This window comes from Bradyrhizobium sp. USDA 4506 (genome assembly GCF_054058795.1).
In genome coordinates, this window is sequence record NZ_JBSSBM010000002.1 from 607,633 (window position 1) to 631,004 (window position 23,372).

The 23,372-nt window shown below is 64.4% G+C and carries 19 protein-coding genes; 10 read left to right on the top strand and 9 right to left on the bottom strand.

The genetic code is table 11. The annotated features are described in order from the left end of the window. Positions 1–21: 21 nt before the first annotated feature. From ACVIHF_RS05250 to ACVIHF_RS05265, 4 genes are all read right to left on the bottom strand, one after another. Positions 22–240, bottom strand: a complete 219-nt coding sequence (locus tag ACVIHF_RS05250; RefSeq protein ID WP_168857210.1) for a hypothetical protein — start codon at positions 238–240, stop codon at positions 22–24. A gap of 216 nt (positions 241–456) precedes the next feature. Then, positions 457–1,257, bottom strand: a complete 801-nt coding sequence (locus ACVIHF_RS05255) for an SDR family NAD(P)-dependent oxidoreductase (protein ID WP_253603156.1) — start codon at positions 1,255–1,257, stop codon at positions 457–459. 1 nt (position 1,258) lies between these two features. Beyond that, complete coding sequence (locus tag ACVIHF_RS05260) at positions 1,259–1,813, bottom strand: carboxymuconolactone decarboxylase family protein (RefSeq protein WP_253603155.1); 555 nt, start codon at positions 1,811–1,813, stop codon at positions 1,259–1,261. Positions 1,814–1,860: 47 nt separating this feature from the next. Then, the gene (locus ACVIHF_RS05265) at positions 1,861–2,811 is read right to left on the bottom strand and encodes a hotdog family protein (protein ID WP_253603153.1); all 951 of its coding nucleotides are present in this window, start codon (positions 2,809–2,811) and stop codon (positions 1,861–1,863) included. 216 nt (positions 2,812–3,027) lie between these two features. Between ACVIHF_RS05265 and ACVIHF_RS05270 the strand changes: the two genes are divergently transcribed. The 5 genes from ACVIHF_RS05270 to ACVIHF_RS05290 all read left to right on the top strand — a co-directional run bounded on the left by ACVIHF_RS05270 (position 3,028) and on the right by ACVIHF_RS05290 (position 10,992). Next, the gene (locus ACVIHF_RS05270) at positions 3,028–6,501 is read left to right on the top strand and encodes an indolepyruvate ferredoxin oxidoreductase family protein (RefSeq protein ID WP_456791846.1); all 3,474 of its coding nucleotides are present in this window, start codon (positions 3,028–3,030) and stop codon (positions 6,499–6,501) included. A gap of 239 nt (positions 6,502–6,740) precedes the next feature. Further along, positions 6,741–7,172, top strand: a complete 432-nt coding sequence (locus ACVIHF_RS05275) for a hypothetical protein (protein ID WP_225161659.1) — start codon at positions 6,741–6,743, stop codon at positions 7,170–7,172. A 145-nt stretch (positions 7,173–7,317) separates the two neighbouring features. Then, entirely contained in the window at positions 7,318–8,154 is an 837-nt protein-coding gene (locus tag ACVIHF_RS05280) for an IS5 family transposase (protein WP_253605076.1), read from the top strand. Between the two features lie 272 nt (positions 8,155–8,426). Then, positions 8,427–10,007: an alkaline phosphatase D family protein gene (locus ACVIHF_RS05285; protein WP_253603149.1), complete on the top strand. Its 1,581-nt coding sequence runs from the start codon at positions 8,427–8,429 to the stop codon at positions 10,005–10,007. 166 nt (positions 10,008–10,173) lie between these two features. Then, on the top strand, positions 10,174–10,992 hold the full coding sequence (locus tag ACVIHF_RS05290; RefSeq protein WP_456791847.1) for an aldo/keto reductase: 819 nt from the start codon (positions 10,174–10,176) through the stop codon (positions 10,990–10,992). 69 nt (positions 10,993–11,061) lie between these two features. On the opposite strand, the gene ACVIHF_RS05295 is transcribed toward ACVIHF_RS05290, so the two are convergent. Further along, a complete protein-coding gene (locus tag ACVIHF_RS05295) occupies positions 11,062–11,292 on the bottom strand; it encodes a hypothetical protein (RefSeq protein WP_050387960.1) in 231 nt (76 codons plus the stop codon). A gap of 233 nt (positions 11,293–11,525) precedes the next feature. On the opposite strand from ACVIHF_RS05295, the gene ACVIHF_RS05300 reads away from it, so the two are divergent. Further along, on the top strand, positions 11,526–12,806 hold the full coding sequence (locus tag ACVIHF_RS05300) for an amidohydrolase family protein (protein WP_253587669.1): 1,281 nt from the start codon (positions 11,526–11,528) through the stop codon (positions 12,804–12,806). Positions 12,807–13,055: 249 nt separating this feature from the next. Here the strand turns inward: ACVIHF_RS05300 and ACVIHF_RS05305 are convergent, their stop codons facing one another. Further along, positions 13,056–14,294, bottom strand: coding sequence for an aminotransferase-like domain-containing protein (locus tag ACVIHF_RS05305; protein ID WP_456791848.1), 1,239 nt, complete (start codon positions 14,292–14,294; stop codon positions 13,056–13,058). Positions 14,295–14,354: 60 nt separating this feature from the next. Next, entirely contained in the window at positions 14,355–14,897 is a 543-nt protein-coding gene (locus ACVIHF_RS05310) for a DUF3124 domain-containing protein (RefSeq protein WP_375162624.1), read from the bottom strand. Positions 14,898–14,956: 59 nt separating this feature from the next. Here ACVIHF_RS05310 and ACVIHF_RS05315 point away from each other — a divergent pair, with 59 nt between their 5' ends. The 4 genes from ACVIHF_RS05315 to ACVIHF_RS05330 all read left to right on the top strand — a co-directional run bounded on the left by ACVIHF_RS05315 (position 14,957) and on the right by ACVIHF_RS05330 (position 20,533). Beyond that, on the top strand, positions 14,957–16,690 hold the full coding sequence (locus ACVIHF_RS05315) for a cation:proton antiporter (RefSeq protein ID WP_253603143.1): 1,734 nt from the start codon (positions 14,957–14,959) through the stop codon (positions 16,688–16,690). Between the two features lie 264 nt (positions 16,691–16,954). Beyond that, entirely contained in the window at positions 16,955–18,031 is a 1,077-nt protein-coding gene (gene ribB / locus ACVIHF_RS05320) for a 3,4-dihydroxy-2-butanone-4-phosphate synthase (protein ID WP_028334516.1), read from the top strand. 169 nt (positions 18,032–18,200) lie between these two features. Next, positions 18,201–19,415 (top strand): acyl-CoA dehydrogenase, encoded by a 1,215-nt coding sequence (locus ACVIHF_RS05325; RefSeq protein WP_028334515.1) that lies wholly within the window; start codon positions 18,201–18,203, stop codon positions 19,413–19,415. Between the two features lie 200 nt (positions 19,416–19,615). Then, positions 19,616–20,533 carry an MBL fold metallo-hydrolase gene (locus ACVIHF_RS05330; protein ID WP_253603141.1) on the top strand — a complete coding sequence of 306 codons (918 nt, stop codon included), beginning with the start codon at positions 19,616–19,618 and terminating at the stop codon, positions 20,531–20,533. Between the two features lie 92 nt (positions 20,534–20,625). Here the strand turns inward: ACVIHF_RS05330 and ACVIHF_RS05335 are convergent, their stop codons facing one another. After that, positions 20,626–21,483, bottom strand: a complete 858-nt coding sequence (locus tag ACVIHF_RS05335) for a DUF1499 domain-containing protein (protein WP_253603139.1) — start codon at positions 21,481–21,483, stop codon at positions 20,626–20,628. 243 nt (positions 21,484–21,726) lie between these two features. Continuing rightward, positions 21,727–23,355, bottom strand: a complete 1,629-nt coding sequence (locus ACVIHF_RS05340) for a fatty-acid--CoA ligase (RefSeq protein ID WP_253603138.1) — start codon at positions 23,353–23,355, stop codon at positions 21,727–21,729. Positions 23,356–23,372 lie beyond the last annotated feature (17 nt).

Here is a 23,372-nt window from a genome sequence, read left to right on the forward strand (position 1 = left end):
TGATGTCAGCTTCGAACGGAATCAGGCTGCGATATCGAGCAGCAACAGTGACGAACCGCGGACCAGCACCTTGCGGCCCGCGGGCGTCAGCTCAAACGAGTCTCCTCGCACCGCAACATAGCCGAGCGTGATCAGGCTCTCGACGGCAAACCGGTTCAGCCGGGTAGGGTTTGCTGCGGGAGCCCGCAGCGCTTTCAGCGCATCCCATTGATCGGGTCTGAGTTCGAATTCTTCGCTCATCGGTCCAGGCACTCCAGAAGTTCTTGGCGTGCGAGATACAGAGCGCAGATGAATTTCGTGCGACCACAACGAGTCAGGATTTCGATTTATGTGGACGCGTCGTCACATCGCTGTGTCATTGGAATACTTCAATTTTCTCGAATCATTGCGGCGCAATGACGCGTGATTTCGTCACAGTGATTAATCCCAAATTGTCACACGGGTTAACCGTCTCGATTAACCGCGCCGCACGCTTGCGCCACCATCGACCGGCAACGTGACACCGGTCACGAAGTTCGCTTCATCGGAGGCGAGAAACAGCGCGGCATTGGCGACGTCCCAGCCGGTGCCCATCTTGTGACGCAGGGGCACCTTGCTGTCACGCTCGGCCTCGACCTCGGCGCGGCTCTTCTTGAATTCGCGGGCGCGGGTGTCCACCGCCATCGGCGTGTTCATCAATCCCGGCAGGATCACGTTTGCGCGAATGCCATATTGCGCATTCTGGTAGGCGAGCTGTTCGGTGAAGGCGATCATCGCCGACTTGGTCGCCTTGTAGGCGACGTAAGGATAGGTCGTGATCGCGGCCATCGACGAGATGTTGATGATCGAGCCGCGCTGCTGCGTGCGCATGATCGGGATCACATGCTTGGCGGCCAGGATGCAGCTCTTCAGATTGATCGCCACGCAGCGATCGAACGCCTCCTCTGTTATGTCCAGCAGTTCGGCGTCGCCGCCGGAGAGGCTGACGCCGACATTGTTGTGCAGGATGTCGACGCTGCCCCAGCGGCCATGTGCATCCGCCACCATCGCCTTGATGTCGGCATTTTTGGTGACATCGGCCTTGAAGGCGACTGAAGTGCCGCCCTTGGCCGCGATCAGGTCGACGGTTTCCTGCGCCGATGCCAGATTGTGATCGACGCACAGCACCCTGGCGCCTTCGCGCGCGAAGGTCAGCGCGGTGGCGCGGCCGTTGCCGATGCCCTCGCCGGGGCTTTGGCCGGCACCCACGACGATGGCGACGCGATCTTGCAGGCGCATCTTACTTCACTCTCTGTAGCGGGTACTGCTGCAGTACCTCCTTGTAGTGAGGCTCGTTGTCGATCTGCATGGTGGCGAGCACCCGCACCACCGCGCAGTAGAACGCAATCGTCAGCACGAGGTCGGTCATGTGCTCGTCGGACAGCTCGCGCTTAATCTCGGCGAAGGTCGCCTCCGACATCGCGAGCCCGCGCACCATCTCGCGGGCGCCCTTGAGGATCGCTTTCGCCATCGGCTCGAGCTTCGACGGCTGGCCTTTGGTCTCCGCGATCAGGCTCTGGATATCCTCGTCGGTGACGCCGAACTCCTTGCCGATCTTCACATGGTGGGTGAATTCGTATTCCGACTGCTCGAGCCAGCCGACCTGCAGGATCGCGAGCTCGCGCAGCCGCGGATCAAGCTTGCTCTTGAAGCGGATATAGCCGCCGACGCCGTTGAAAGCGCGCGCCATGTCCGGCGAGTTCACCAGCAGCTTGTGCAGATTGGTGTTGCGCTTGAGCATGTCGCGATATTCGGGGGCGACCTGATCGGCTTCGAGATAGGGCAGGCGGGCCATTGTTGTTGTCCTTTTTTCGGCGGCTTGCGGAAGAGGCGGCTGTTGTTTCAGCCGTAGAGGGCTTTGTGCTCGCTGGCGTAGTTGGCGTAGGAGTCCTTCATGCTGGCGCCGTTGAGCAGCATCGTTGCGACCACGGCGTTGTCGGCATCGAACACAGTCGAGCGCACCCACATGCTCTCGGTGCGCTTGCTGCCGGAAAGCGCCACGACCTCGCGCTCGACCCAATAGGTCTCGCCGGGGAAGAGCGGCCCGCGCAGAAGACGAATCTCCTGGTCGGCGAACAGCCCGACGGCGGGGCCGCGGACCGGCAGCCGGTCCTCGCGCGCGCGGTACTGGAACAGCACGCTCAGCATCTCCATCGGGATGATGGCGCGGCCCCAGGGATTGTGCTCCAGCGAATAATAGTCCGAAGGCTCGGTGATCACCTTGAGCTTTTCGGCCAGCGAAAACGGATAGAGATCGCCCATGTTCTGGTCGAAATCCATCTTGATCGCCTGTCGCGGCGTCTTCATGCCGACCTTGATGTCGGCGAGGATCACGGGATCGGTCAGCGGCTTCAATTCGCCGAGCCGGTGGCTGAGCGCCGTCTCGCTGCCGTTGCCATCGATCGAGGCGGTGCCGCGCAGGATCTCGGTGCCGTCGCGCTTGACCATCCCGATCGTGCAAACGGTCTGGCCCGGCTTCGGCTTCTCGATCTGGGCCTGCACTTCTTCGCCTTCGAACACCGGGTTGCGGTAATGCGTCGAGAGGCATCCGGTCATGAACCAGGCGCGGCCCCAGATCCGCTCGCACAGCGGCGCGAACTGGCTGAAATGGGTCGGTCCCTCGATCGTGCCGCCGCGGAAGCCGAGCTTCTGCGCGGTTGCATCGTCGTGAATCGAGGCATGGGAATCGTAGGTCTGGGCCTGCAGCATCTGCTTCGGGCTGCGCCAGGGACCCACCAGCAGATCGCCGTTCTCCACGATTTCCGTCGTGAACGCGGATTCGACTGTAATCATCCTTGGTCTCCCTTTGCGCGCCACCGTTTCAAAGATGCCGGGGTTCGGCAAGCCTTGCAGCGGCAACAAGGCCTCGCATGCGCAACATGAGATATGTGCTGCGGCCATGGAACGGGGCTGTTCATGCATAACAAAATCAGTGCATGCTGATGCATGATCATTTCGGAAGATAATCAGACCGGTTCGGACCGGCGTGGCTGACTGACGGGGAAACTGATGGCGTTGATGGAAGTTGGACTGGACGACAAGTACCGGTTGGATACGAAACGAATCTTCCTCTCCGGTACCCAGGCGCTGGTCCGATTGCCCATGTTGCAGCGCGAACGCGACCGCGCGCACGGGCTGAACACCGCCGGTTTCATCTCCGGTTACCGCGGCTCGCCGCTCGGCATGTACGACCACGCGCTCTGGCGGGCGAAATCCTTTCTCAGGGAACATGACATCGCCTTCGTCCCCGGCCTCAACGAGGATCTGGCGGCGACCGCGGTGTGGGGCAGCCAGCAGGTCGGCATGTTCCCCGGCGCCAAGGTCGATGGCGTGTTCGGCATCTGGTACGGCAAGGGCCCCGGCGTCGATCGTTCGCTCGATGCGCTCAAGCACGCCAATTCTGCCGGCACCTCGCCGAACGGCGGCGTGATCGCGCTGGCGGGCGACGACCATGGCTGCCAATCCTCCACCCTGGCGCATCAGAGCGAGCAGGTGTTCGCCTCGGCGCTGATGCCGGTGGTCAATCCGGCGACGCTGCAGGACTATCTCGACCTCGGCATCCTCGGCTTCGCGCTGTCGCGCTATTCCGGCTGCTGGGTCGGCTTCAAGGCGATCTCCGAGACCGTGGAGAGCTCGGCCTCGATCGTCAGCGATCCCGATCGCATCAAGATCATCATGCCCGACGATTTCGAGATGCCACTGGGCGGGCTCTCGATCCGCTGGCCGGATCTGCCGCTCGACGCCGAGCGCAGGCTGCACGGGCCCAAGATGGAGGCGGTCGCGGCCTTCGCCCGCGTCAACCGCTTCGACCGCATCGTGCTGGATTCCGAGCCGGCGCGGCTCGGCATCATGGCGACCGGCAAGGCCTATCTCGATCTGCGCCAGGCGCTCGCCGATCTCGGCATCACCGATGCCGATGCGCAGGCGCTCGGGCTGCGCATCTACAAGGTGGCGCTGACCTGGCCGCTCGAAGCGCGCGGAGCGCGCGCCTTCGCCGAGGGCCTGCAGGATGTGCTGGTCGTCGAGGAGAAGCGCGGCTTCATCGAGGACCAGCTGGTCCGCATCCTCTACAACATGGACGCCTCCAAGCGTCCCTCGGTGGTCGGCAAGCGCGACGAGAGCGGCGCTCCCTTGCTGCCGAGCGAGGGCGAGCTGACGCCGACCATGGTCGCCGCCGCCGTGGTGGCGCGGCTGCGCCGGCTCGGTCACCGCAGCCCGCTGCTGGAGCAGCGTTTGGCAAAACTCGAGGCGTTCGATCGCCCCGCCGAGGGCACGGGCACCGCGAAGCTGCAGCGCACGCCGTATTTCTGCTCGGGCTGCCCACACAACTCGTCGACCAAGATCCCCGAGGGCAGCCGCGCCATGGCTGGCATCGGCTGCCACGGCATGGCGCTGTCGGTGCCGAACCGCAACACCCAGACCATCTCGCATATGGGCGCGGAGGGCGTGAGCTGGATCGGGCAGGCGCCGTTCACCAGCGAAGAGCATGTGTTCCAGAACCTCGGCGACGGCACCTACACCCATTCCGGCTTGCTGGCGCTGCGCGCAGCGGCCGCGGCCGGCGTCAACATCACCTACAAGATCCTCTACAACGATGCGGTTGCGATGACCGGCGGCCAGCCGGCCGAGGGCGGCTTCACGGTGTCGCAGATCGCGCATCAGGTCGCCGCCGAGGGCACCAGGAAGCTTGCGATCGTCTCCGACGATCCGGACAAATATCCCGCCAATTATTTCCCGCCCGGCGCTACCATCCATCATCGCCGCGAACTCGATGCCGTGCAGCGCACCCTGCGCGAGATCGAGGGCCTCACCGTCCTGATCTACGACCAGACCTGTGCCGCCGAGAAGCGCCGCCGCCGCAAGCGCGGGCTGTTCCCCGATCCGGCCAAGCGCGTCTTCATCAACGAGCGCGTCTGCGAGGGTTGCGGCGACTGCTCGGTGGCGTCGAACTGCGTCTCGGTGCAGCCGCTGGAGACCGAGCTTGGCCGCAAGCGCCGCATCGACCAGTCGAACTGCAACAAGGATTTCTCCTGCATCGAGGGCTTTTGCCCGAGCTTCGTGATGGTGCAGGATCCCAAGCTGCGCAAGGCCGATCGCACCGCCGCCGATCCCAAGGCGTTGTTCGCCGATCTGCCGACGCCGCCTGTGGCCACGTTGAGCAATCCCTACAACATCCTGATCACCGGCATCGGCGGCACCGGCGTCATCACCATCGGTGCGTTGCTCGGCATGGCCGCGCATGTCGAGGGGCTCGCCTGCTCGACGCTCGACTTCACCGGCCTGTCGCAGAAGAACGGCGCTGTCATGAGCCATGTCCGGCTCGCGCCGGCGGCGGACATGCTGACCACGGTGCGCATCGCGCCGGGCAATGCCAACCTGATCCTCGGCTGCGACCTCGTCGTCGCCACCAGCGTGCCGGCCCTGAGCCGCGCCGAGCGCGGCGTCACCCGCGCCGTCGTCAACGCCGATCTCCTGCCGACCGCGAGCTTCGTGATCGATCCCGATATCGACTTTGAAGCCAGCTCGATGCGCGATGCGCTGAACGGCGCGGTGACGCCTGGCGATCTCGACATCCTCGACGCCACCGGGCTTGCCACGGCGCTGATGGGCGACAGCATCGCCACCAACGCCTTCATGCTCGGCTTCGCGTTCCAGCGCGGCGCGATCCCGCTGTCGCTGGAAGCGATCCTGAAGGCGATCGAGCTCAACGGCGCCGCGATCGAGATGAACAAGACCGCGTTCTCGTGGGGCCGGCTCGCCGCGCATGATCTGCAACGCGTGGTCAGCGCCGCACGCTTCAAGAGCGCCGGCGCCGCGCCGGCAAAGAAGACGCTGGACGAGGCGATCGCGTTCCGCGCCAAATTCCTCACCGACTATCAGGATGCGGCCTACGCCAAGCGCTATCTCGACGACGTCGCATGCGTCCGCACCGCCGAAGCGGCCGCCGCGCCTGGCTCGCAGGACCTGACCGAAGCCTTCGCAAAGGGCTTGTTCAAGCTGATGGCCTACAAGGACGAATACGAGGTCGCGCGGCTCTATTCCGATGGCGAGTTCAGCAAGGCCTTGAGGGAACAATTCCAAGGCAATTCCGGCTTGAAGGTCTTGCTGGCGCCGCCGCTGCTGGCCCAGCGCGATCCCGTCACCGGGCGGCTGCAGAAGCGTGAATTCGGTCCGTGGATCTTCACGGCGTTCGGCATGCTCGCAAGGCTGAAGGGCCTGCGCGGTACCGCCTTCGACATCTTCGGCTATACCGCCGAGCGCAAGATGGAGCGCGCATTGCCGGTCGAGTATTCGGCGATGATCCTGCGTCACCTCGACGGCAGGAAGCCGCTCGACTTGCCGCGCCTCGTGGCGCTGGCGAAGGCTGCGGAGCTCGTGCGTGGTTATGGCCACATCAAGGAGGGCAACGTCGCCCGCTACCGCACCGAATGCGCGCGGCTGGAGCGCGCGATCGGCCAGCCGCTGGCGCAGGCGGCCGAATAGGGCAGAGCGTTTTCGAGCGAAGTGGCCACCGGTTCGCGTTAAGAAAACGCGTCAGAACAAGAATCTGGAGTCACGTTCCGATAGCATCGGAACGGAAAGGGCTCCAGGTGGCGACTAGGGAACTTTCCACGGACGCCTTGGTTGACCGGTAACCCTGCTCGCGACCAGCGGCTGGATTCGCGCGGCCGGGGCTCCTACATGATGGGTGTTCTGTTCGAGTGATTTCAGGAGGCCGTTTGATGGTCCTGAAAAACGCTTTTGTTGCAACCGTTTGTACCGCGTGCCTGGCTTGGGGCGGCGTGGCGTTGGCTGACGAGTATCGCCCCAGCGAGTTCTTCAGCCTCGATCTTTCACGCGCAGTGTTGTCGCCGAAGCCGCTTGGCCCGCCGGCGCAGTTCGAGCCCGTTCCGGTCGAGGCGAAGACCGACCATGGCCCCGATCAGCATGCGAATGTCGAGCCGCAGGTCGAGGAGCCGAAAGTCGCGCCGAAGAAGGCCGTGCGGACCACCAGGGTGACCGCGCCGCACGAGAAGAAGCGCGCGGAAGCGCGCGTGCCCGCCCGCGCCAAGCTCGCGCGCCGGCACTCGAACCCGCTCGATGCGGAGGCCCGCGACACACGGATCCAGACCTGGCCGTGCCGCACCGGCGGCATCTGCAACTGGCATCGGTGAGGCGGCTCGGCGGTCTCACGCCGACTTGCGCGCGCGTTCGCACCAATATCAAATCCGTCATCCTGAGAGCCTGACTGAAAAATGGGTGAGTGATCTCAGTGGGGTGTGATTCCATCGGATTTGCAGAGATTCGAGGGAGAGCACGATGCCCTGGACCAAGATCACTCGGGAGCAATATCGGCGGGACGATCTGCGTTATGCAAGCGATATGACCGATGCGGAGTGGGCGCTGATCAGACGCCTGTTGCCGCGAGCGAACCGGCGCGGCCGGCCGCGTAAGACGGAGCTGCGTCGTGTGATCGAAGCGATCCTCTATATCGTTTCGACCGGCTGCCAGTGGCGGGCGTTGCCGCAGGAGTTCCCGCCCTATTCGACGGTGCAGGGCTATTTTTATAGATGGCGGGATACAGGCCGGTGGCAGAGGATTGTCAGCGTGCTTGTCCGACGGGCGCGAAAAAAGCTTGGACGGACACCGAAGCCGACGGCAGCCGTGATCGACAGTCAAAGTGCGCCGACCACCCAAGCTGGCGGACCGCGCGGCTACGATGCAGGCAAGCGCATCTACGGCCGCAAGCGGCATATCGTGACGGATACCAATGGCCTCCTCCTCGGGGTTCATGTTCATCCGGCCAACGTTCAGGACTGCCATGGCGCCGTACCGCTGCTGAAGAACGTGCGGATGAACTTCCCCCGGCTGCGCCACGTCTTTGCCGACCGGATCTACCGCGGAAATCAACTCCTCGACGCGCTCTCAGACTGCGGTCCATGGACTGTCGAGATCGTCGAGCGGCCTCAAGGCGTCAAAGGCTTCCAGCTTCTGCCGAGGCGGTGGGTGGTTGAACGCACATTCGCTTGGTTCGGCAGATGCCGCCGCCTCGCCAAGGACTTCGAGGCGACGGTGGCAACCGAAGCTGCCTGGCTGCTGATTGCACACATCAGGCTCCTGACCCGCAGACTTGCCGCTGCTGGTAAGGTTGGGTGACTTATGAGTCAGACTCTGAGGAGGCCGCGAAGCGGCCGTCTCGAAGGATGAATCGGCCACGAACGGGGGCCGTTCATCCTTCGAGACGCGCGTTCCGCGCTCCTCAGGATGACGGATTTGGCTGAGTGCTTAGCACTCCAAACTTTTCCGATTTCCATCTCCCCCGAGTCATCCCGCCGTCGCAAAACCGTCGGCGGAGAGTCAAGAAACCGTAAGGCCGGAGTCAAGGAGCGCAGGCAAAACCTTCGTTGCGATTCGACGAAGGTTATTCGATGCCGACTGCGAACTCCGCGAGGCGGCGTGGCCTCACCCGGCGCCAGCTTCTGGTGCGCTCGGCGTCGACCGCGGCGCTGGCGGGATTCGGCGCGCTGGCAAGACCGTATCTGAGCCGCACCGCGGATCGGCCCGCGATTGCGGGCATCCAGTCCGGCGACGTGGCAAGCGATTCCGCTGTCATCTGGGCGCGCGCCGATCGCGCCGCGCGGATGCACATCGAATGCGCCGCGGTCGAAAGCTTCGCCAGCATCCTGCGCACCGTGTCCGCCGATGCGCTGCCCGAGCGCGACTTCACCGCCAAGCTGCTGCTCGACGGCCTGCCGCCGGGCCAGGACCTGTTCTATCGCGTGCGCTTCGAGGACCGCGACGGCACATCAGGCGAAAGCCGGGTCGGCCATTTCCGAACCGCGCCGGCCGACCGGCGTCCCGTCTCGTTCGTCTGGTCCGGCGACGTCGTCGGGCAGGGCTGGGGCATCGACCCCGCGCGCGGCGGCTTGCGCAGCTACCGCACCATGCTGGACGAGCGTCCGGACTTCTTCATCCATTCCGGCGATCACATCTACGCCGATTGCACGGTGCCGTCGGAGCAGAAACTCCCCAACGGTGAGATCTGGCGCAACATCGTCACCGAGGAGAAATCCGCCGTCGCGCAGAGCCTCGATCAGTTTCGCGGCAACTACAAATACAACTGGCTCGACGACAATTTCCGCGCCTTCCACGCCGAGGTGCCGATGTTCGCGCAGTGGGACGACCACGAGGTGGCCGACGACTGGTCGCCGCTCGGCACCACCGATGCGACCGGCTATGAGGCGGACGGCAGCTCGCGCCTGGTGGCACGGGCACGCCGCGCCTTCCACGAATTCATGCCGATGGGGCTGATGCCGGAGCGCGATGGCCGCGTCTACCGCAAGATTCCCTACGGGCCGCTGCTCGACGTCTTCATCATCGACATGCGTTCCTATCGCGATTCCAGCTGGAATAAGCAGGGCGATCCGGACCAGGCCTGCATCCTCGGCCAGAGCCAGCTCGCCTGGCTGAAGCGGGAGCTGGTGGCGTCGGATGCTGTCTGGAAGGTGATCGCGGCGGATCTGCCGATCGGCCTCGTCAGCCTCGATGCGGTCGCGCTCGGCGACGGCCCGCCTGCGCGGCGCGAGCACGAGATCGCCGATCTGTTGTCCTTCATGAAGCGCGCCGGGGTCCGCAACACGGTCTGGCTCACCGCCGACATGCACTACACCGCCGCGCATCACTATGATCCGAATCGCGCGGTGTTCCAGGAGTTCGAGCCGTTCTGGGAGTTCGTCTCCGGCCCGCTGCATGCCGGCACCTGGTCGCCGGGCGAACTCGACAACACGTTTGGCCCGAAGGCGATGTACCAGAAGGGCTGCTCGGCCGAACAGGGCGACAATCTCGCGCCGTGCTTCGGGCTGCAATTCTTCGGCCGCGTCGACATCGACGGCAAGACCGGCGTGATGACGGTGACGCTGAAGGACGTCGACAACCACGATCTCTGGTCGGTCGATATCGAGCCGCGGCCGGACGCGCGGCCCGGCCAGATCATGGCGCAGCACATCTAGCGCCGTCTCTGATCCGTCGCGACATCTTGATTGCCGGCGTCTTGCCCGAGGGGCCGGTTTGCGGGCAGACTGCGTGTCGGCAGTCCTGCCAATTTCATTCCCACGAAACGATTTGCTGGCGTGAGGTCGTCGATGGCATCGGCTTCCCACGCGTCAGGAGCTATCCATGGAAAATCTGCAGACACAGGGCATCAGCCTTCCGCAGCTCGGGCTCGGCACCTTCCGCATGCAGGGCGATACCTGCCGCGCGGCGGTCGAGAGCGCGCTTGGGCTCGGCTATCGGCATATCGACACAGCCGAGATGTACGGCAATGAAGAGGCGATCGGGGCGGCGATCGCTGCCTCGAATGTCGCGCGCACGGACCTGCACGTGACCACCAAGGTCTGGCACGAGAACCTGGCGCCGGATGCGATCCGGACAGCGTTCGACGCCAGCCTGAAGAAGCTGCGGCTCGATCACGTCGATCTCTATCTGGTGCACTGGCCGTCGCGGAGCATGAAGCTGCCTGCCATCTTCGAGACGCTGATGAAGCTGAGGGAGGAAGGCCGGACCCGCGCGATCGGCGTCGCCAATTTCACCACCGCGCTGCTCAAGACCGTGGTCGAGGACATCAAGGCGCCGATCGCCTGCAACCAGATCGAATATCACGCGATGCTGGACCAGACGCCGGTGCGCAAATATCTCGCCGCGAAATCGATCCCGCTGGTGGCCTATTGTCCGCTCGCCCAGGGCCGCTTCGCCACCGACGAGACGCTGGCGAAAATCGGCAGCAAGCATGATGCGACCGCAGCACAGGTGGCGCTGAAATGGCTGCTCGATCAGGATGGCGTGGCGGCCATTCCGAAAGCCTCGCGCGCCGAAAGCCAAAAGGCCAATCTCGACGCACTGAAGGTCAAGCTCGACGACGCGGACCGCAAGGCGATTGCGGCGCTGCCCAAGGACATGCGCTGCGTCAATCCGGGGTTTGCGCCGGCGTGGGATTGAGGCCGCTGGCCCTGAGGAAGCAGAAAAGAAAATGGCTCCGTGAGGAGCCATTTTCCGTTGTGTCGGTCCTTAGTAGTGATGACGCTTGATGATCACCGTCCGGTCATGGCCGTGATGCCAGCCATGATGCCAACCGCGATGCCAGCCACGGTCATGGCGCATTTCGGCGCGTGCGCCCCAGCCGCGGTCCCAGTGATGATGACCGCCATGTCTGATCACGACCGTCTCGGCGCTCGCGATCGACGGAACGGCCACCGCAAGCGCACCAACCGCCGCGAGAACAAAGCCAATCTTTTTCATCTCATCCTCCTCAAATAAGCGAAGAGAAAACCGTACGGAGATTGAAACGTTCCGCAGGAATCAGAGGAGTTTCTCTGAACGCTTGTTCAGCAACTGCCTCGAACGCTGCTGCCGTCGCGTGTTGGTGCGCACAACCGATGAGCGAGCGCACGGGCGGCTTTCCCGGCCTTGCCTAACCGCTGCGTCCGACGCATCATCGCGCCATAAAAATCAATGTTCGGGGGGACGTTGCCATGAGCGAATTTTCACGCCGGGATTTTTTGAAAGTGACGGGATCGGCCGCTGCCGCAGCCATCGCGAGGCCGGCCGCTGCGGCGATGGGGCCGGACGACAAGTTCGACCTCGTGATCAAGAACGGCGATGTCATCGATCCCAGCCAGTCGCTGCGCGGCAAGCGCGACATCGGCATCCGCTGGGGCATCATCGAGGCGATCGAAGACGAGATCCCGGCTGCTCGCGCCGCCAGGACCATTGACGCGTCGGGCAAGCTCGTGATGCCGGGTCTGGTCGATCTGCACTGCCACGTCTACCCGTACGGATCGGCGATCGGCATTCCCGCCGACGAGCTGGTGCAATTCCAGGGCACCACGACGGTCGTCTCGGCGGGCGACGCCGGCGTCAACAACCTCGCGGCGCTGCGGCGCTTCATCGTCGCGCAATCGCGGGCGCGGATCTACGCCTTCGTCCACATCGCCAACAACGGCCTGTCGGCATTCCCGGTGGCCGAGCTCTACAACATCGACAACGCCCAGGTCGAAGCCTGCGCGATGGCGCTGGCCGAGAACCCCGACTTCCTGATCGGGGTCAAGGTGCGGATGTCGGAAAACGTCATCTTCAAGCACGGCCTCGAGCCGCTGAAGCGCGGCATCCAGGCCTGCGAGATGTGCGGCTGGCCGGCGCGGATGATGGTACATATCGGCGGCGTCGAGACCAGGGAGCTGATGTCCGACATCCTCGATCTGCTGCGGCCGGGCGATATCCTGACCCACGCCTATTCCGGCGCGCCGAACATGTCCGGCGCTTTCACCAATATCGTCCAGGAGGGCAAGCTGTTGCCGGCGGCGCTCGCGGCCAAGCAGCGCGGCGTGCTGTTCGACGTTGGCCATGGCGGCGGCAGCTTCGATTTCACGGTGGCCGAAGTCGCGATCCCCGCCGGCTGCGCGCCCGATACGATCTCCTCCGACATCCACGTCTTCTCGGGCAACTCGCCCGGCATTCCGTTCCTGCCGAACGTGATGAGCAAGTTCCTGGCGATGGGCTCGTCGCTGGATCAGGTGGTGGCGATGGCGACCTCGGCGCCGGCGCGGATCATCAACCGGACCCCGAAGGTCGGCACGCTGCAGCGTGGCGCGCCCGGCGACGTCGCGATCATGGATCTCGTCGAAGGCCCGGTCTCCTTCGTCGATACCCGCAACAACAAGCGCGACGGCAATCTGCTGCTGAAGCCGGTGCAGACCGTGGTCAACGGCGTGCCGTTCGGCCGGCCCTATCAGGCGCCGTTCTCGGTGAGGTAGGCGCGCAGATCGGTAGAGCATGATGAGATCAGATCGAATGGCGACCGCAAGCGCGCTGCGCTCCCTCGCCCCGTTCTTACGGGGAGAGGGTTGGGGTGAGGGGCTGCCTCCGCATATCCGGTGATAGCTGAGGTTGCGGAGGCTCCCCCTCACCCGGAACGCATCTGACGATGCGTTCCGACCTCTCCCCGCACGCGGGGCGAGGTGAAGCGGAGTCCGCAACTCGCTTCAGCGCAAAGTCATCATGATCTAGCCGCGCTTCTCCACGTTGCTGCTGCGCGCCGGCACGCCGAACTCCTTGCGGCACACCTCGGCCAGCGCGGCAACGCCCTCGCGGATCTGCTCGTGCGAGGGGCTGGCGAAGCAGAGGCGGAGCCGGCTGCCGGAATGGGCCTTGCTGGTCGACCATTCCGGTCCCGGATTGATCGAGACGCCGGCGGCAAGCGCCGCCTGATAGAGCTTCAGCGTGTCGACATTGTCGGGCAGCTTGACCCAGAGGAATATGCCGCCCTTGGGCGCCTCGAATTCGGCCGCGGTGCCGAACTGCTCGTTCAACGCCTCCATCAGCGTATCGAGCTTGGCGCGCAGGCCCTTGGTCAGGCGCGGCACATGGGTCGAAAAATGCGGTGCGCAATATTCCGCGAGCACCATCTGCTCCAGTGCGCCGGAGCCGGCGTCGGTCTTCAGCGGCAGCATTCGCGACATGATCCCCCAGGGCGCGACGATGAAGCCGACCCGCAGCGCAGGCGCGATCGATTTGGAGAACGAGCCGATATGGATCACGCCGCCATGCTTGCTCATCGCATAGATCGCGGGCGGCCGTTCGCCGTTCCAGATCAAATCGGCATAGCAATCGTCCTCGAAGATCGGCACGCCGTATTCCCTTGACAGCTTCAGCATCCCGGCGCGGCGGCTCTCGGGAAGGATCGAGCCGGTCGGGTTCTGCACTGTCGGGATGGTGTAGATGTATTTCGGCGTGATGCCGCGCCGCTTGTGATCGGCGAGTGCCGCAGCCAGCGCATCGATCCTGATGCCCTCGCCATCGAGGGGAATGCCGACCGCATTGACGCCGAGCCGTGTCAGCCGGTTCAGTGAGCCCTGATAGGTTTCCTGCTCGATCAGCACGGTATCGCCCTTGGCGAGCAAGGTGTGATTGATCAGATCGAGCGCCTGCAGCGAGCCGGAGACGATCATGATCTCGTCCGGCGTGCAGGCAATTCCGGCGTCGCGCTTCAGCTTCTCGGTCAGGAACTGGCGCAGCGGCAGATAGCCCTGCGGCCCGTGCGCGAGATTGTAGGTCGCCAGATTCCTGCCCTCGCGCTTCAGCACGGCGTTGACCGCCTCCAGCAGCCCGTCGACCGGGACCTGGTCGGGATCGTTGTTGCCGCCGACGAAGCTGTATTTGGCGAGCCCGGTCCAGCGTGCGGCCGGGGCAGGCAGGCCGGCCGCGAGTAGCGGTGTAAAGTCGAACTGGGCTGAGGTGGACATGGACGTTTCGCTCCGTGTTGTTATCGTTGAGAAGGCCGCGGCAAGCGGCCTTCCATGAGGTTAGTTCTTGCCGACCGGCCGGATCGGCCGGCCCTGGCTGATGAAGGCGTAGTGCCCTGCGCCGACACTGCCGACCATCAAGGCCTCGACCGCCGGTTCCGCGATCTCGCCGGCGGCCGCCCAATCGACCACGAAATTCGCGCCGGTGCCGCCGCGGGTATCGGTCGTGGCGATCGCGACCTCGACGGTCGCAAACGGTTTTAGCGCGACCGGCGATTTAAGGTAGCTCTCCACCATCTTGCCTGATGTGTCGAAATAGGCGATCCGCTTCAGCACCAGCGGCTTCGTCTCGGAGGCGTTGTGCACGCTGAGCGTCACCGAAAAATCGGCCCTGAGCTTGCCCTGGCTCATCGACACGCTGGAATACACCGGCACGTAGAATGCACCGGAGGCGGTGAGGCCCTCCGATGGCACCGTCGTCAACGAGTTCGCGAAATTTTGTTCAATACTTGCCGAGGATTGTGCTAGCGCCTCTGACATGCGCACGGTGAGCAGGCAGAGCAAAACTGCGAGAAAAATGCCGCCTGCGCGGATGTGACACATTGCTCGGTTGATCCTCACGCCCGGCCCTCTAGGTTGCGGCAACAGGAAGTCTTTGACGCATGCATGAACTGATTCCCGATATCACGCTCTGTATCCTGTTTGCCTGGGGGATTGGGCTGCTCGCCCACTTCTCCCGGCAACCGCTGATACTGGCCTACCTTATCGCCGGCTTTTTCATTGGTCCATTCGGCATGGGCTGGGTCAAGTCCCAGGAATCGATCAGCGTCATCTCCGAGCTCGGCCTGATCTTCATGCTGTTCATGATCGGGCTGGAAATCGACCTCAAGAAGATCATCCGTGCCGGCAAGGTCATCCTGTTCGCGGGAGCCGGCGAGCTGATCGGCGGCTGCCTGATCGGCGTGGCGTTCTTTGCCGCTATCGGGCTTGCGGTCGGTGGCGGCAAGTTCGACGCGATCTATCTCTGCGTCGCCTGCGCGCTGTCGTCGACCGTGATCATCGTCAAGGTGCTCTACGAGAAGCGCGAACTGGATACGCTGCCGGGCCGTATCACGCTCGGCGTGTTGGTGCTGCAGGACATCTTCGCGATCCTGTTCCTGGCGGTGCAGCCGAGCCTCGACAATCTGCAGATCAGCGTCGTGCTGTTGTCGATTGCCCGCGTCGCGGTGCTGGTCGCGACCGCGCTGGTGCTGAGCCGCTACGTGCTGCCGCGCCTGTTCCACCAGATCGCGCGGCGGCCCGAGCTCGTGCTGCTCGGCGCGCTCGCCTGGTGCTTCCTGATCGGCGAGATCGCCGAGCGGCTGCATCTGTCGCGCGAGATGGGCTCGCTGGTCGCCGGCGTCTCGATCTCGACCTTTCCCTATGCGCTCGACGTCACCGCCAAGGTCACGACGCTGCGGGATTTCTTCATCACGCTGTTCTTTGTCGCGCTCGGCATGACGATCCCGATTCCGGGCCTCTCGGTGATCTGGCTTGCGCTCGTCATCGCGGCCTTCACGGTGGCGAGCCGCCTGATCACGACGTTCACGCCGCTCTATCTGATGAAGCAGGGCCTGCGTGCCAGCCTGCTGCCGGCGATCAACCTGGCGCAGATCTCCGAGTTCTCGCTGGTCGTGATCCAGACCGGCGTCGCCGCCAACCACATCGGAACCGAAACCGCGAGTGCGGCCTCGTTCGCCTTCGTCGTGCTGGCGGTGCTCTCGACCTTCGCGATGGGGCGCAGCGACCAGATCGTGCGCGGCCTGATCGGTCCGTTGAAGCGGATCGGGCTGCGCGACCTCGATCAGGAAGGCCAGGGCCGCGGCGAGGCCGGGCACGAGGGCGGACATGGCGAGATCCGGCGCATCGTTATCCTCGGCTTTTTCCGCGCGGCGAGCGCGCTGATCAGCCAGATCGAGCGGCAGAACCAGTCGCTACTCGAGCAGATCAGCGTCATCGATTTCAACCCGCTGGTGTTCCGCACGCTGTCCGACCGCGGCATGCATGTGATCTATGGCGACATCAGCAATGTCGACACCCTGGTTCATGCCGGCATCGGCAAGGCCGAGATCATCATCCTGAGCGTGCCGGATTTCCTCTTGGTCGGCGCCGACAATGAGAAGCTGGTGCGCCACGTCCGCGCCCTCAATCCGACCGCGCGGATCGTTGCCACCGCGGACCTCCTGACCGGCGTCGACGACCTCTACAGCGCCGGCGCCGACTACGTGACGGTGACCCGGCTCAGCGACGCCGGCGAGCTCTATTCCGTGATCGAGGCGGCCGACGCCGGCCTGCTCGACGACAAGCGCGCCGAGCTGGACGTCCAGCTCAGCGACCGGCGCGAGGTGCTGCCGTAACGCCGGTCTCAAGGCTGTCCATCACCTCTCCCCATCGGGGAGAGGTCGATTTGCGCAGCGGGTGAGGGGGCTCGAGTCCCACGAGAGGGCTGAACCCCTCACCCGGATCGCATCGAGCGATGCGATCCGACCTCTCCCTTTGGGAGAGGTGAAATCTCCCCTCCTGGTATCCCTGCCGGATGCATGGCGGGTTGCATAATGATACTGGCGCTGACATCGGAACCCGGCTAATCCACTGCCTGCATATAGCGAGATGTCAGGACAATGGCCGATACGATCCAGGAAGTGCTGCAAGCCTTTGCGAAGGGTGAACTCGTTGTCGTCACCGACGATGACGACCGGGAAGGCGAGGGCGATTTGATCGTCGCGGCGTCGTTCTGTACGGCGGAGAAGATGGCTTTCATCATCCGCCACACCTCCGGCATCGTCTGCGCGCCGATCACCACCGAGGATGCCCGCCGGCTGCGGCTCGACCCGATGGTGGCGCACAACGAGTCCAACCACACCACCGCCTTCACGGTCTCGATCGACTACAAGCCCGATGGTGGCACCGGCATCTCGGCCGAGGAACGCGCCTCCTGCTGCCGCGCGCTCGCCAATCCCAATGCCGGCGCCAATGATTTCGCGCGTCCCGGCCACATCTTCCCGCTGATCGCGCGCGACGGCGGCGTGCTGCTGCGCTCCGGCCACACCGAGGCGGCGGTCGATCTGTGCCGGCTCTCCGGCCTGCCGCCGGTAGGCGTCATCAGCGAGCTGATGAACGACGATGGAACCGTGATGAAGGGCGAGCAGGTCGCCAAATTCGCCGCCGCCCACAAGCTCAAGCATGTCACGATCGCGGACATGATCGCCTATCGCCAGGCGCGCGAGAAGCTGATCGAACGGGTCGCGACCTTCACCACCGAAAGCCCGATCGGCCCGCTGCAGGGCTACGCCTATCGCTCGCCGTTCGATGAGATCATGCATGCCGCCTTCGTCTATAACGGCATCGGCGACGGCCGGGACGTGCTGACGCGGCTGCACAAGCCCAACATCGTGAAAGACCTGTTCACCGGGCCGGCGCGCATGGAAGCCGTGCTGCGGCATTTCAAGGATGCCGGCCGCGGCGTGCTGGTATATCTGCGCGATGGTGCCGCCGGTGTTCCGGTCGAGCCGGTTGGCGAGCAGAAGACGGCGGAGGCCGATCGCCACAGGCAGTGGCGCGAGGTCGGCGTCGGCGCACAGATCCTGCGTGATCTCGGCGTCACCTCGATCCGGCACCTGACTTCGTCGGTGCATGACTACAAGGGATTGTCAGGTTTCGGCATCGAGATCGTGTCGAACGAGAAGCTGGAGACCTAACGTCAGTCATTCCGGGGCGCGCGATAGCGCGAACCCGGAATCTCGAGATTCCGGGTTCGATGCTGCGCATCGCCCCGGAATGACGGTGAGAGGATCACCAATTGCGCTTCGCAGCATAGCGCTTTAATTTATCCGCCAATTTCCGATAGACGATGCGAAAGGATGTTTCATGAGCGTGCGCCCCCAGGCCAAGGACAAGCCGGCTGCCGCCAGCTTCCAGTGGGATGATCCGTTCCTGCTCGACGACCAGCTCACCGAAGACGAACGCCTGATCCGCGACACTGCGCGAGCCTATGCGCAGGACAAGCTGCTGCCGCGGGTCACCAAGGCCTATCTGGAAGAGAAAACCGACCGCGAGATCTTCAACGAAATGGGCGAGCTCGGCCTGATCGGCGTGACGCTGCCCGAGGAGTATGGCTGCGCCAATGCGAGCTACGTGGCCTATGGCCTCGTGGCGCGCGAGATCGAGCGCGTCGATAGCGGCTATCGCTCGATGAACTCGGTGCAGTCGTCGCTGGTGATGTATCCGATCTACGCCTATGGCGACGAAAACCAGCGCAAGAAATATCTGCCAAAGCTTGCGACCGGGGAATGGGTCGGCTGCTTCGGCCTGACCGAGCCGGACGCCGGTTCCGATCCCGGCGGCATGAAGACCCGCGCGGAGAAGGTCGCTGACGGCTACAAGCTCAACGGCGCCAAGATGTGGATCTCGAACGCGCCGATCGCCGACGTGTTCGTGGTGTGGGCCAAGTCGGCGGCGCACGACAACCAGATCCGCGGCTTCATCCTCGAGAAGGGCATGAAGGGCCTGTCGGCGCCGAAGGTCGGCGGCAAGCTGTCGCTGCGCGCCTCGATCACCGGCGAGATCGTGCTCGACAATGTGGTGGTGCCGGAAAGCGCGCTGCTGCCTAACGTCTCCGGCCTCAAGGGCCCGTTCGGCTGCCTCAATCGCGCCCGCTACGGCATCTCCTGGGGCGCATTGGGCGCTGCCGAGGACTGCATGCACCGCGCGCGGCAATACACGCTCGACCGCAAGCAGTTTGGCCGGCCGCTCGCCGCCACCCAGCTGGTGCAGAAGAAGCTCGCCGACATGGAGACCGAGATCGCGCTCGGCCTGCAGGCCTCGTTGCGCGTCGGCCGCCTGATGGACGAGGGCAAGATGGCGCCTGAGATGATCTCGATCGTCAAGCGCAACAATTGCGGCAAGTCGCTCGACATCGCCCGCATGGCGCGCGACATGCACGGCGGCAACGGCATCCAGATCGAGTATCACGTGATGCGCCACGCCGCGAACCTCGAGACGGTGAACACCTATGAGGGCACGCACGACGTCCATGCGCTGATCCTCGGCCGCGCGATCACCGGCATCCAGGCGTTCTCGTAAGGGCGCTTGCTCGTCATTCCGGGGCGCGCCAACCGAACTCAGGTTTACCCGAGTTCGGCAGATTTTAAATGTCTAAGTCGGCAACAGCCGACTTGGACGGCGCGAACCCGGAATCTCGCGCCGCGTTCCTTTCCCTTCTTTCGAGATTCCGGGTCTGGCCCTGCGGGCCATCCCGGAATGACGATGCAGAGAAAATCCCCATGGCCGACAACGACGACATCCCGTTCAACCGCGACTTTCCGCTGAAGCCCGGCGTGGTCGAACAGGTCCGCCCCGGCGTTCGCCGTGTCCTCTGCAACAATCCGAGCCCGTTCACCTTCACGGGCACGGTCAGCTACATCGTCGGCGAGGGGAAGGTCGCGATCATCGATCCCGGTCCCGACGACGAGGCGCATGCCAAGGCGCTGCTCGATGCGGTCAAGGGCGAGACCGTGACGCATATCCTGGTCACCCATACCCATCGGGACCATTCGCCGAACACGCCACGGATCAAGGCCGCGACCGGCGCGCCGGTTTATGCCGAGGGACCGCACCGCGCCTCGCGCCCGCGCTTCGAGAGCGAAAAGCACAATCCGGAATCCGGCGCCGACCGCGATTTCCGGCCCGATGTGCAGGTCAAGCACGGCGACGTCATCGAGGGCGCGGGCTTTGCGCTGGAGGCGGTCGCGACCCCCGGCCACACCGCCAACCATCTGGCGTTCGCCTGGGCCGAGCGCAGCATGAATTTCGTCGGCGACCATGTGATGGGCTGGTCGACCTCGATCGTGGCGCCGCCGGACGGCTCGATGATCGATTACATGGCCTCGCTGGAGCGGCTGGAACAGCGGCCCGAGCAGCTGTATTTCTCCGGCCACGGCCCGGAGATTCCGGAGGGCCCGCGCTACGTCCGCTTCCTGGCGCGGCATCGCCGGGCGCGCGAGGCGTCGATCCTGCATCGTCTCGGCAAGGGCGAGGCCGACATTCCGACCATGGTGCGGGCGATCTATATCGGGCTCGATCCGCGGCTCGCCAATGCCGCCGGCTATTCGGTGCTGGCGCATCTGGAGGACCTTGTCGCACGCGGCGTCGTGGCGACGGACGGCGATCCGGTGATCGGCGGGACGTATCGGATGGCCTAGTTCGTCATTCCGGGATGGTGCCGAGCACCAGACCCGGAATCTCGAGATTCCGGGTTCATCGCTGCGCGATGCCCCGGAATGACGCTACCGCGTCACTTCTTCACCGTCTTCGCCGGCGGCGCCTTTGGCGCGACAGGCGCCGCCTTCTTCGCCGGCTTGGCATTGTCGTTCTCGGCCGCGCTGTTGAGGTCTTCGATCAGCTTCTTGACGCGGGCGGCGTTGCTGCCGAGATCGGTGTCGAAATAGCGCGACGCCGAGCGGATATCGACGCGGGAGTCCTCGTCGTCAGGGGTGACCCTGATCGAGACGTCCTCGCGGAAACCCATGATCGGCGTCCGCGCCACCGCCTCGATGCGGCCGATGCGGCGGGGCAGCTGCGGCGCGCGCGCGTCGATGACGAGCCATTTGCGACGGTTCACCAGCCGCAGCGTCAGCTCGTAGGCGCGGTCGACCGGGGTTTCGAGCTCGACGGTTTCGATATCGGGATAGGCCGCGCGCTGCCGCTCGGCCGAATAGAGGCCGGCATAGGCGGCAGGATTGGTGCCTTCCCCGGTGCGCAGCCGCGCCAGCGCCTCGAATTTCGGCGGGTCGATCGCGTCGGTGGTGACGTCGTAGATCCGCGGCAGCTTGCGGTACTGATAGATGAGGTAGGCCGGGTAGGCGAGGATCGCCGCGTCGATCAGCAGCGCGAGCAGGATCCGGCCCATGCCGCGGGTGCCGTTCTGCCAGATCGCGGCAAAGGCGGCCAGCCCGAGCAGGATCGACAGGCCGGCCAGGCCCAGCGCGCCGAAGAAGGTCGCCAGCGCCGGCTTGACCTCCAGGAACCCGAAGCGGACGATCAGGATCGAAACGACCACCGCGACGACGGAGAAGATGGCGAGGTTGCGCGACCAGGTGGCGAGACCGGACACGGGGTCCTGCTGGTAGGGAGCGGAAAACCTGCGCGCCATCGTCGAAAAATCTGCCGGTTGAGATGTCCTGAGGCGACCTCGGCCGCCGCGATCAGTCGTGTGAGACCACGGACCTGCGGCGAATTCAAGGGATTTGGGCTTTACCCCGAATCGTCATGGCCGGGCATAGCCGTCCGAAGGACGGCGTCGCTTGCGCTCGCCTATGACCCGGCCATCCATGTCTTGCCGCACGATGAAGTCGTGGATGCCCGGGTCAAGCCCGGGCATGACGAGCGTTTGTTTTCACGCCGCGGCGGTCGGGAACGTGTAGTCCTTGAACTGGTCGCGCAGCGCCGTCTTCAGGATCTTGCCGGTCGCGGTGTGGGGAATGCCGTCGACGAAGGCGACGTCGTCGGGCATCCACCATTTGGCGATCTTGCCGTCCATGAACTTCAGGATGTCCTCGCGCGTGGCACTCTGGCCCTGCTTGAGTTGCACGATCAGCAGCGGCCGCTCATCCCATTTGGGGTGATGGACGCCGATCACGGCGGCTTCCGCGACCGCCGGATGGCCGACCGCGAGGTTCTCGAGATCGATCGAAGATATCCATTCGCCGCCGGACTTGATCACGTCCTTGGAGCGGTCGGTGATCCGCATGTAGCCGTGCTCGTCCATCGTCGAGACGTCGCCGGTGTCGAAATAACCGGCATCGTCGAGGATGTTGCTGTCGATCCGGAAATAGGCCTTGGCGATCGCCGGGCCCGAGACCTTGAGACGGCCGAACGTCTTGCCGTCCCACGGCAGCTCCTTGCCGGCATCGTCGGTGATCTTCATCTCGACGCCGAACGGCGGATAGCCCTGGGTCTGCAGGATGTCGAGCCGCTCCTCGCCGGTGCGCTCGGTGAACGGCGGCTTCAGCGTCGCCAGCGTGCCGAGCGGGCTCATCTCGGTCATGCCCCAGGCGTGGCGCACCTGGCTGCCCATGTCGAGGAACGCCTGGATCATCGAGCGTGGCATCGCCGACCCGCCGCAAATCACCATCTGCAGATCCGGCAGCTTGACGTTGTTGGCGGCCATGTATTGCAGCAGCATCAGCCACACCGTCGGCACGCCGGCGGTGTGCGTGACCTTCTCGGTCGACAGCAACTCGTACACCGAGGCGCCGTCGAGCTTCGGGCCCGGCATCACGAGCTTGGTGCCCATCGACGGCGCGGAGAAGGCGATGCCCCAGCTGTTGGCATGGAACAAGGGGACCACCGGAAGCATTGTGTCCGACGCGGAGGTGCCGAGCGCGTCCTTCGAATTGGCCATCAGCGCGTGCAACACGTTGGAGCGGTGCGAATAAAGTACACCCTTGGGATCGCCCGTCGTGCCGGAGGTGTAGCACATCGCCGCCGCGGTGTTCTCGTCGAAGGTCTTCCACTCGAACTTGCCGTCGGATGCTGCGATCCAGTCCTCATAGGCGACCGCGTTCTTCAGCGTGGTCTGCGGCATGTGCGCCTTGTCGGTCAGCACCACGTAGCGCTCGACGCTCGGCAGCTGGCCTGCGATCTTCTCCAGCACCGGAACGAAGGTGAGGTCGGTGATGACGATGCGGTCCTGGGCGTGGTTGACGATCCAGGCGATCTGTTCCGGAAACAGGCGCGGATTGACCGTATGGCAGATCGCGCCGATCCCCATGATGCCGTACCAGACCTCAAGGTGGCGCCAGGTGTTCCAGGCGATGGTGGCGACGCGATCGCCGAGCTTGATGCCGTCGCGTTCCAGGCTCTGCGAGACCTTCAGTGCGCGGGCGTGGATCTGGGCGTAGGTGGTGCGATGAATCGGGCCTTCGACCGACCGCGTCACGACTTCCTGTGTGCCGTGATATTTGGCGGCGTGCTCAATAATCTTGTGACACAGCAAGGGCCAATCTTGCATCAAACCAAGCATACGCGAATCCCTCCTCG

Excerpts from the sequence above, each read along its gene's own strand:
- ACVIHF_RS05250 (WP_168857210.1), bottom strand. The coding sequence starts at position 240 with ATGAGCGAAGAATTCGAACTCAGACCCGATCAATGGGATGCGCTGAAA.
- ACVIHF_RS05255 (WP_253603156.1), bottom strand. The coding sequence starts at position 1,257 with ATGCGCCTGCAAGATCGCGTCGCCATCGTCGTGGGTGCCGGCCAAAGC.
- ACVIHF_RS05260 (WP_253603155.1), bottom strand. The coding sequence starts at position 1,813 with ATGGCCCGCCTGCCCTATCTCGAAGCCGATCAGGTCGCCCCCGAATAT.
- ACVIHF_RS05265 (WP_253603153.1), bottom strand. The coding sequence starts at position 2,811 with ATGATTACAGTCGAATCCGCGTTCACGACGGAAATCGTGGAGAACGGC.
- ACVIHF_RS05270 (WP_456791846.1), top strand. The coding sequence starts at position 3,028 with ATGGCGTTGATGGAAGTTGGACTGGACGACAAGTACCGGTTGGATACG.
- ACVIHF_RS05275 (WP_225161659.1), top strand. The coding sequence starts at position 6,741 with ATGGTCCTGAAAAACGCTTTTGTTGCAACCGTTTGTACCGCGTGCCTG.
- ACVIHF_RS05280 (WP_253605076.1), top strand. The coding sequence starts at position 7,318 with ATGCCCTGGACCAAGATCACTCGGGAGCAATATCGGCGGGACGATCTG.
- ACVIHF_RS05285 (WP_253603149.1), top strand. The coding sequence starts at position 8,427 with ATGCCGACTGCGAACTCCGCGAGGCGGCGTGGCCTCACCCGGCGCCAG.
- ACVIHF_RS05290 (WP_456791847.1), top strand. The coding sequence starts at position 10,174 with ATGGAAAATCTGCAGACACAGGGCATCAGCCTTCCGCAGCTCGGGCTC.
- ACVIHF_RS05295 (WP_050387960.1), bottom strand. The coding sequence starts at position 11,292 with ATGAAAAAGATTGGCTTTGTTCTCGCGGCGGTTGGTGCGCTTGCGGTG.
- ACVIHF_RS05300 (WP_253587669.1), top strand. The coding sequence starts at position 11,526 with ATGAGCGAATTTTCACGCCGGGATTTTTTGAAAGTGACGGGATCGGCC.
- ACVIHF_RS05305 (WP_456791848.1), bottom strand. The coding sequence starts at position 14,294 with ATGTCCACCTCAGCCCAGTTCGACTTTACACCGCTACTCGCGGCCGGC.
- ACVIHF_RS05310 (WP_375162624.1), bottom strand. The coding sequence starts at position 14,897 with ATGTGTCACATCCGCGCAGGCGGCATTTTTCTCGCAGTTTTGCTCTGC.
- ACVIHF_RS05315 (WP_253603143.1), top strand. The coding sequence starts at position 14,957 with ATGCATGAACTGATTCCCGATATCACGCTCTGTATCCTGTTTGCCTGG.
- ribB (WP_028334516.1), top strand. The coding sequence starts at position 16,955 with ATGGCCGATACGATCCAGGAAGTGCTGCAAGCCTTTGCGAAGGGTGAA.
- ACVIHF_RS05325 (WP_028334515.1), top strand. The coding sequence starts at position 18,201 with ATGAGCGTGCGCCCCCAGGCCAAGGACAAGCCGGCTGCCGCCAGCTTC.
- ACVIHF_RS05330 (WP_253603141.1), top strand. The coding sequence starts at position 19,616 with ATGGCCGACAACGACGACATCCCGTTCAACCGCGACTTTCCGCTGAAG.
- ACVIHF_RS05335 (WP_253603139.1), bottom strand. The coding sequence starts at position 21,483 with ATGGCGCGCAGGTTTTCCGCTCCCTACCAGCAGGACCCCGTGTCCGGT.
- ACVIHF_RS05340 (WP_253603138.1), bottom strand. The coding sequence starts at position 23,355 with ATGCTTGGTTTGATGCAAGATTGGCCCTTGCTGTGTCACAAGATTATT.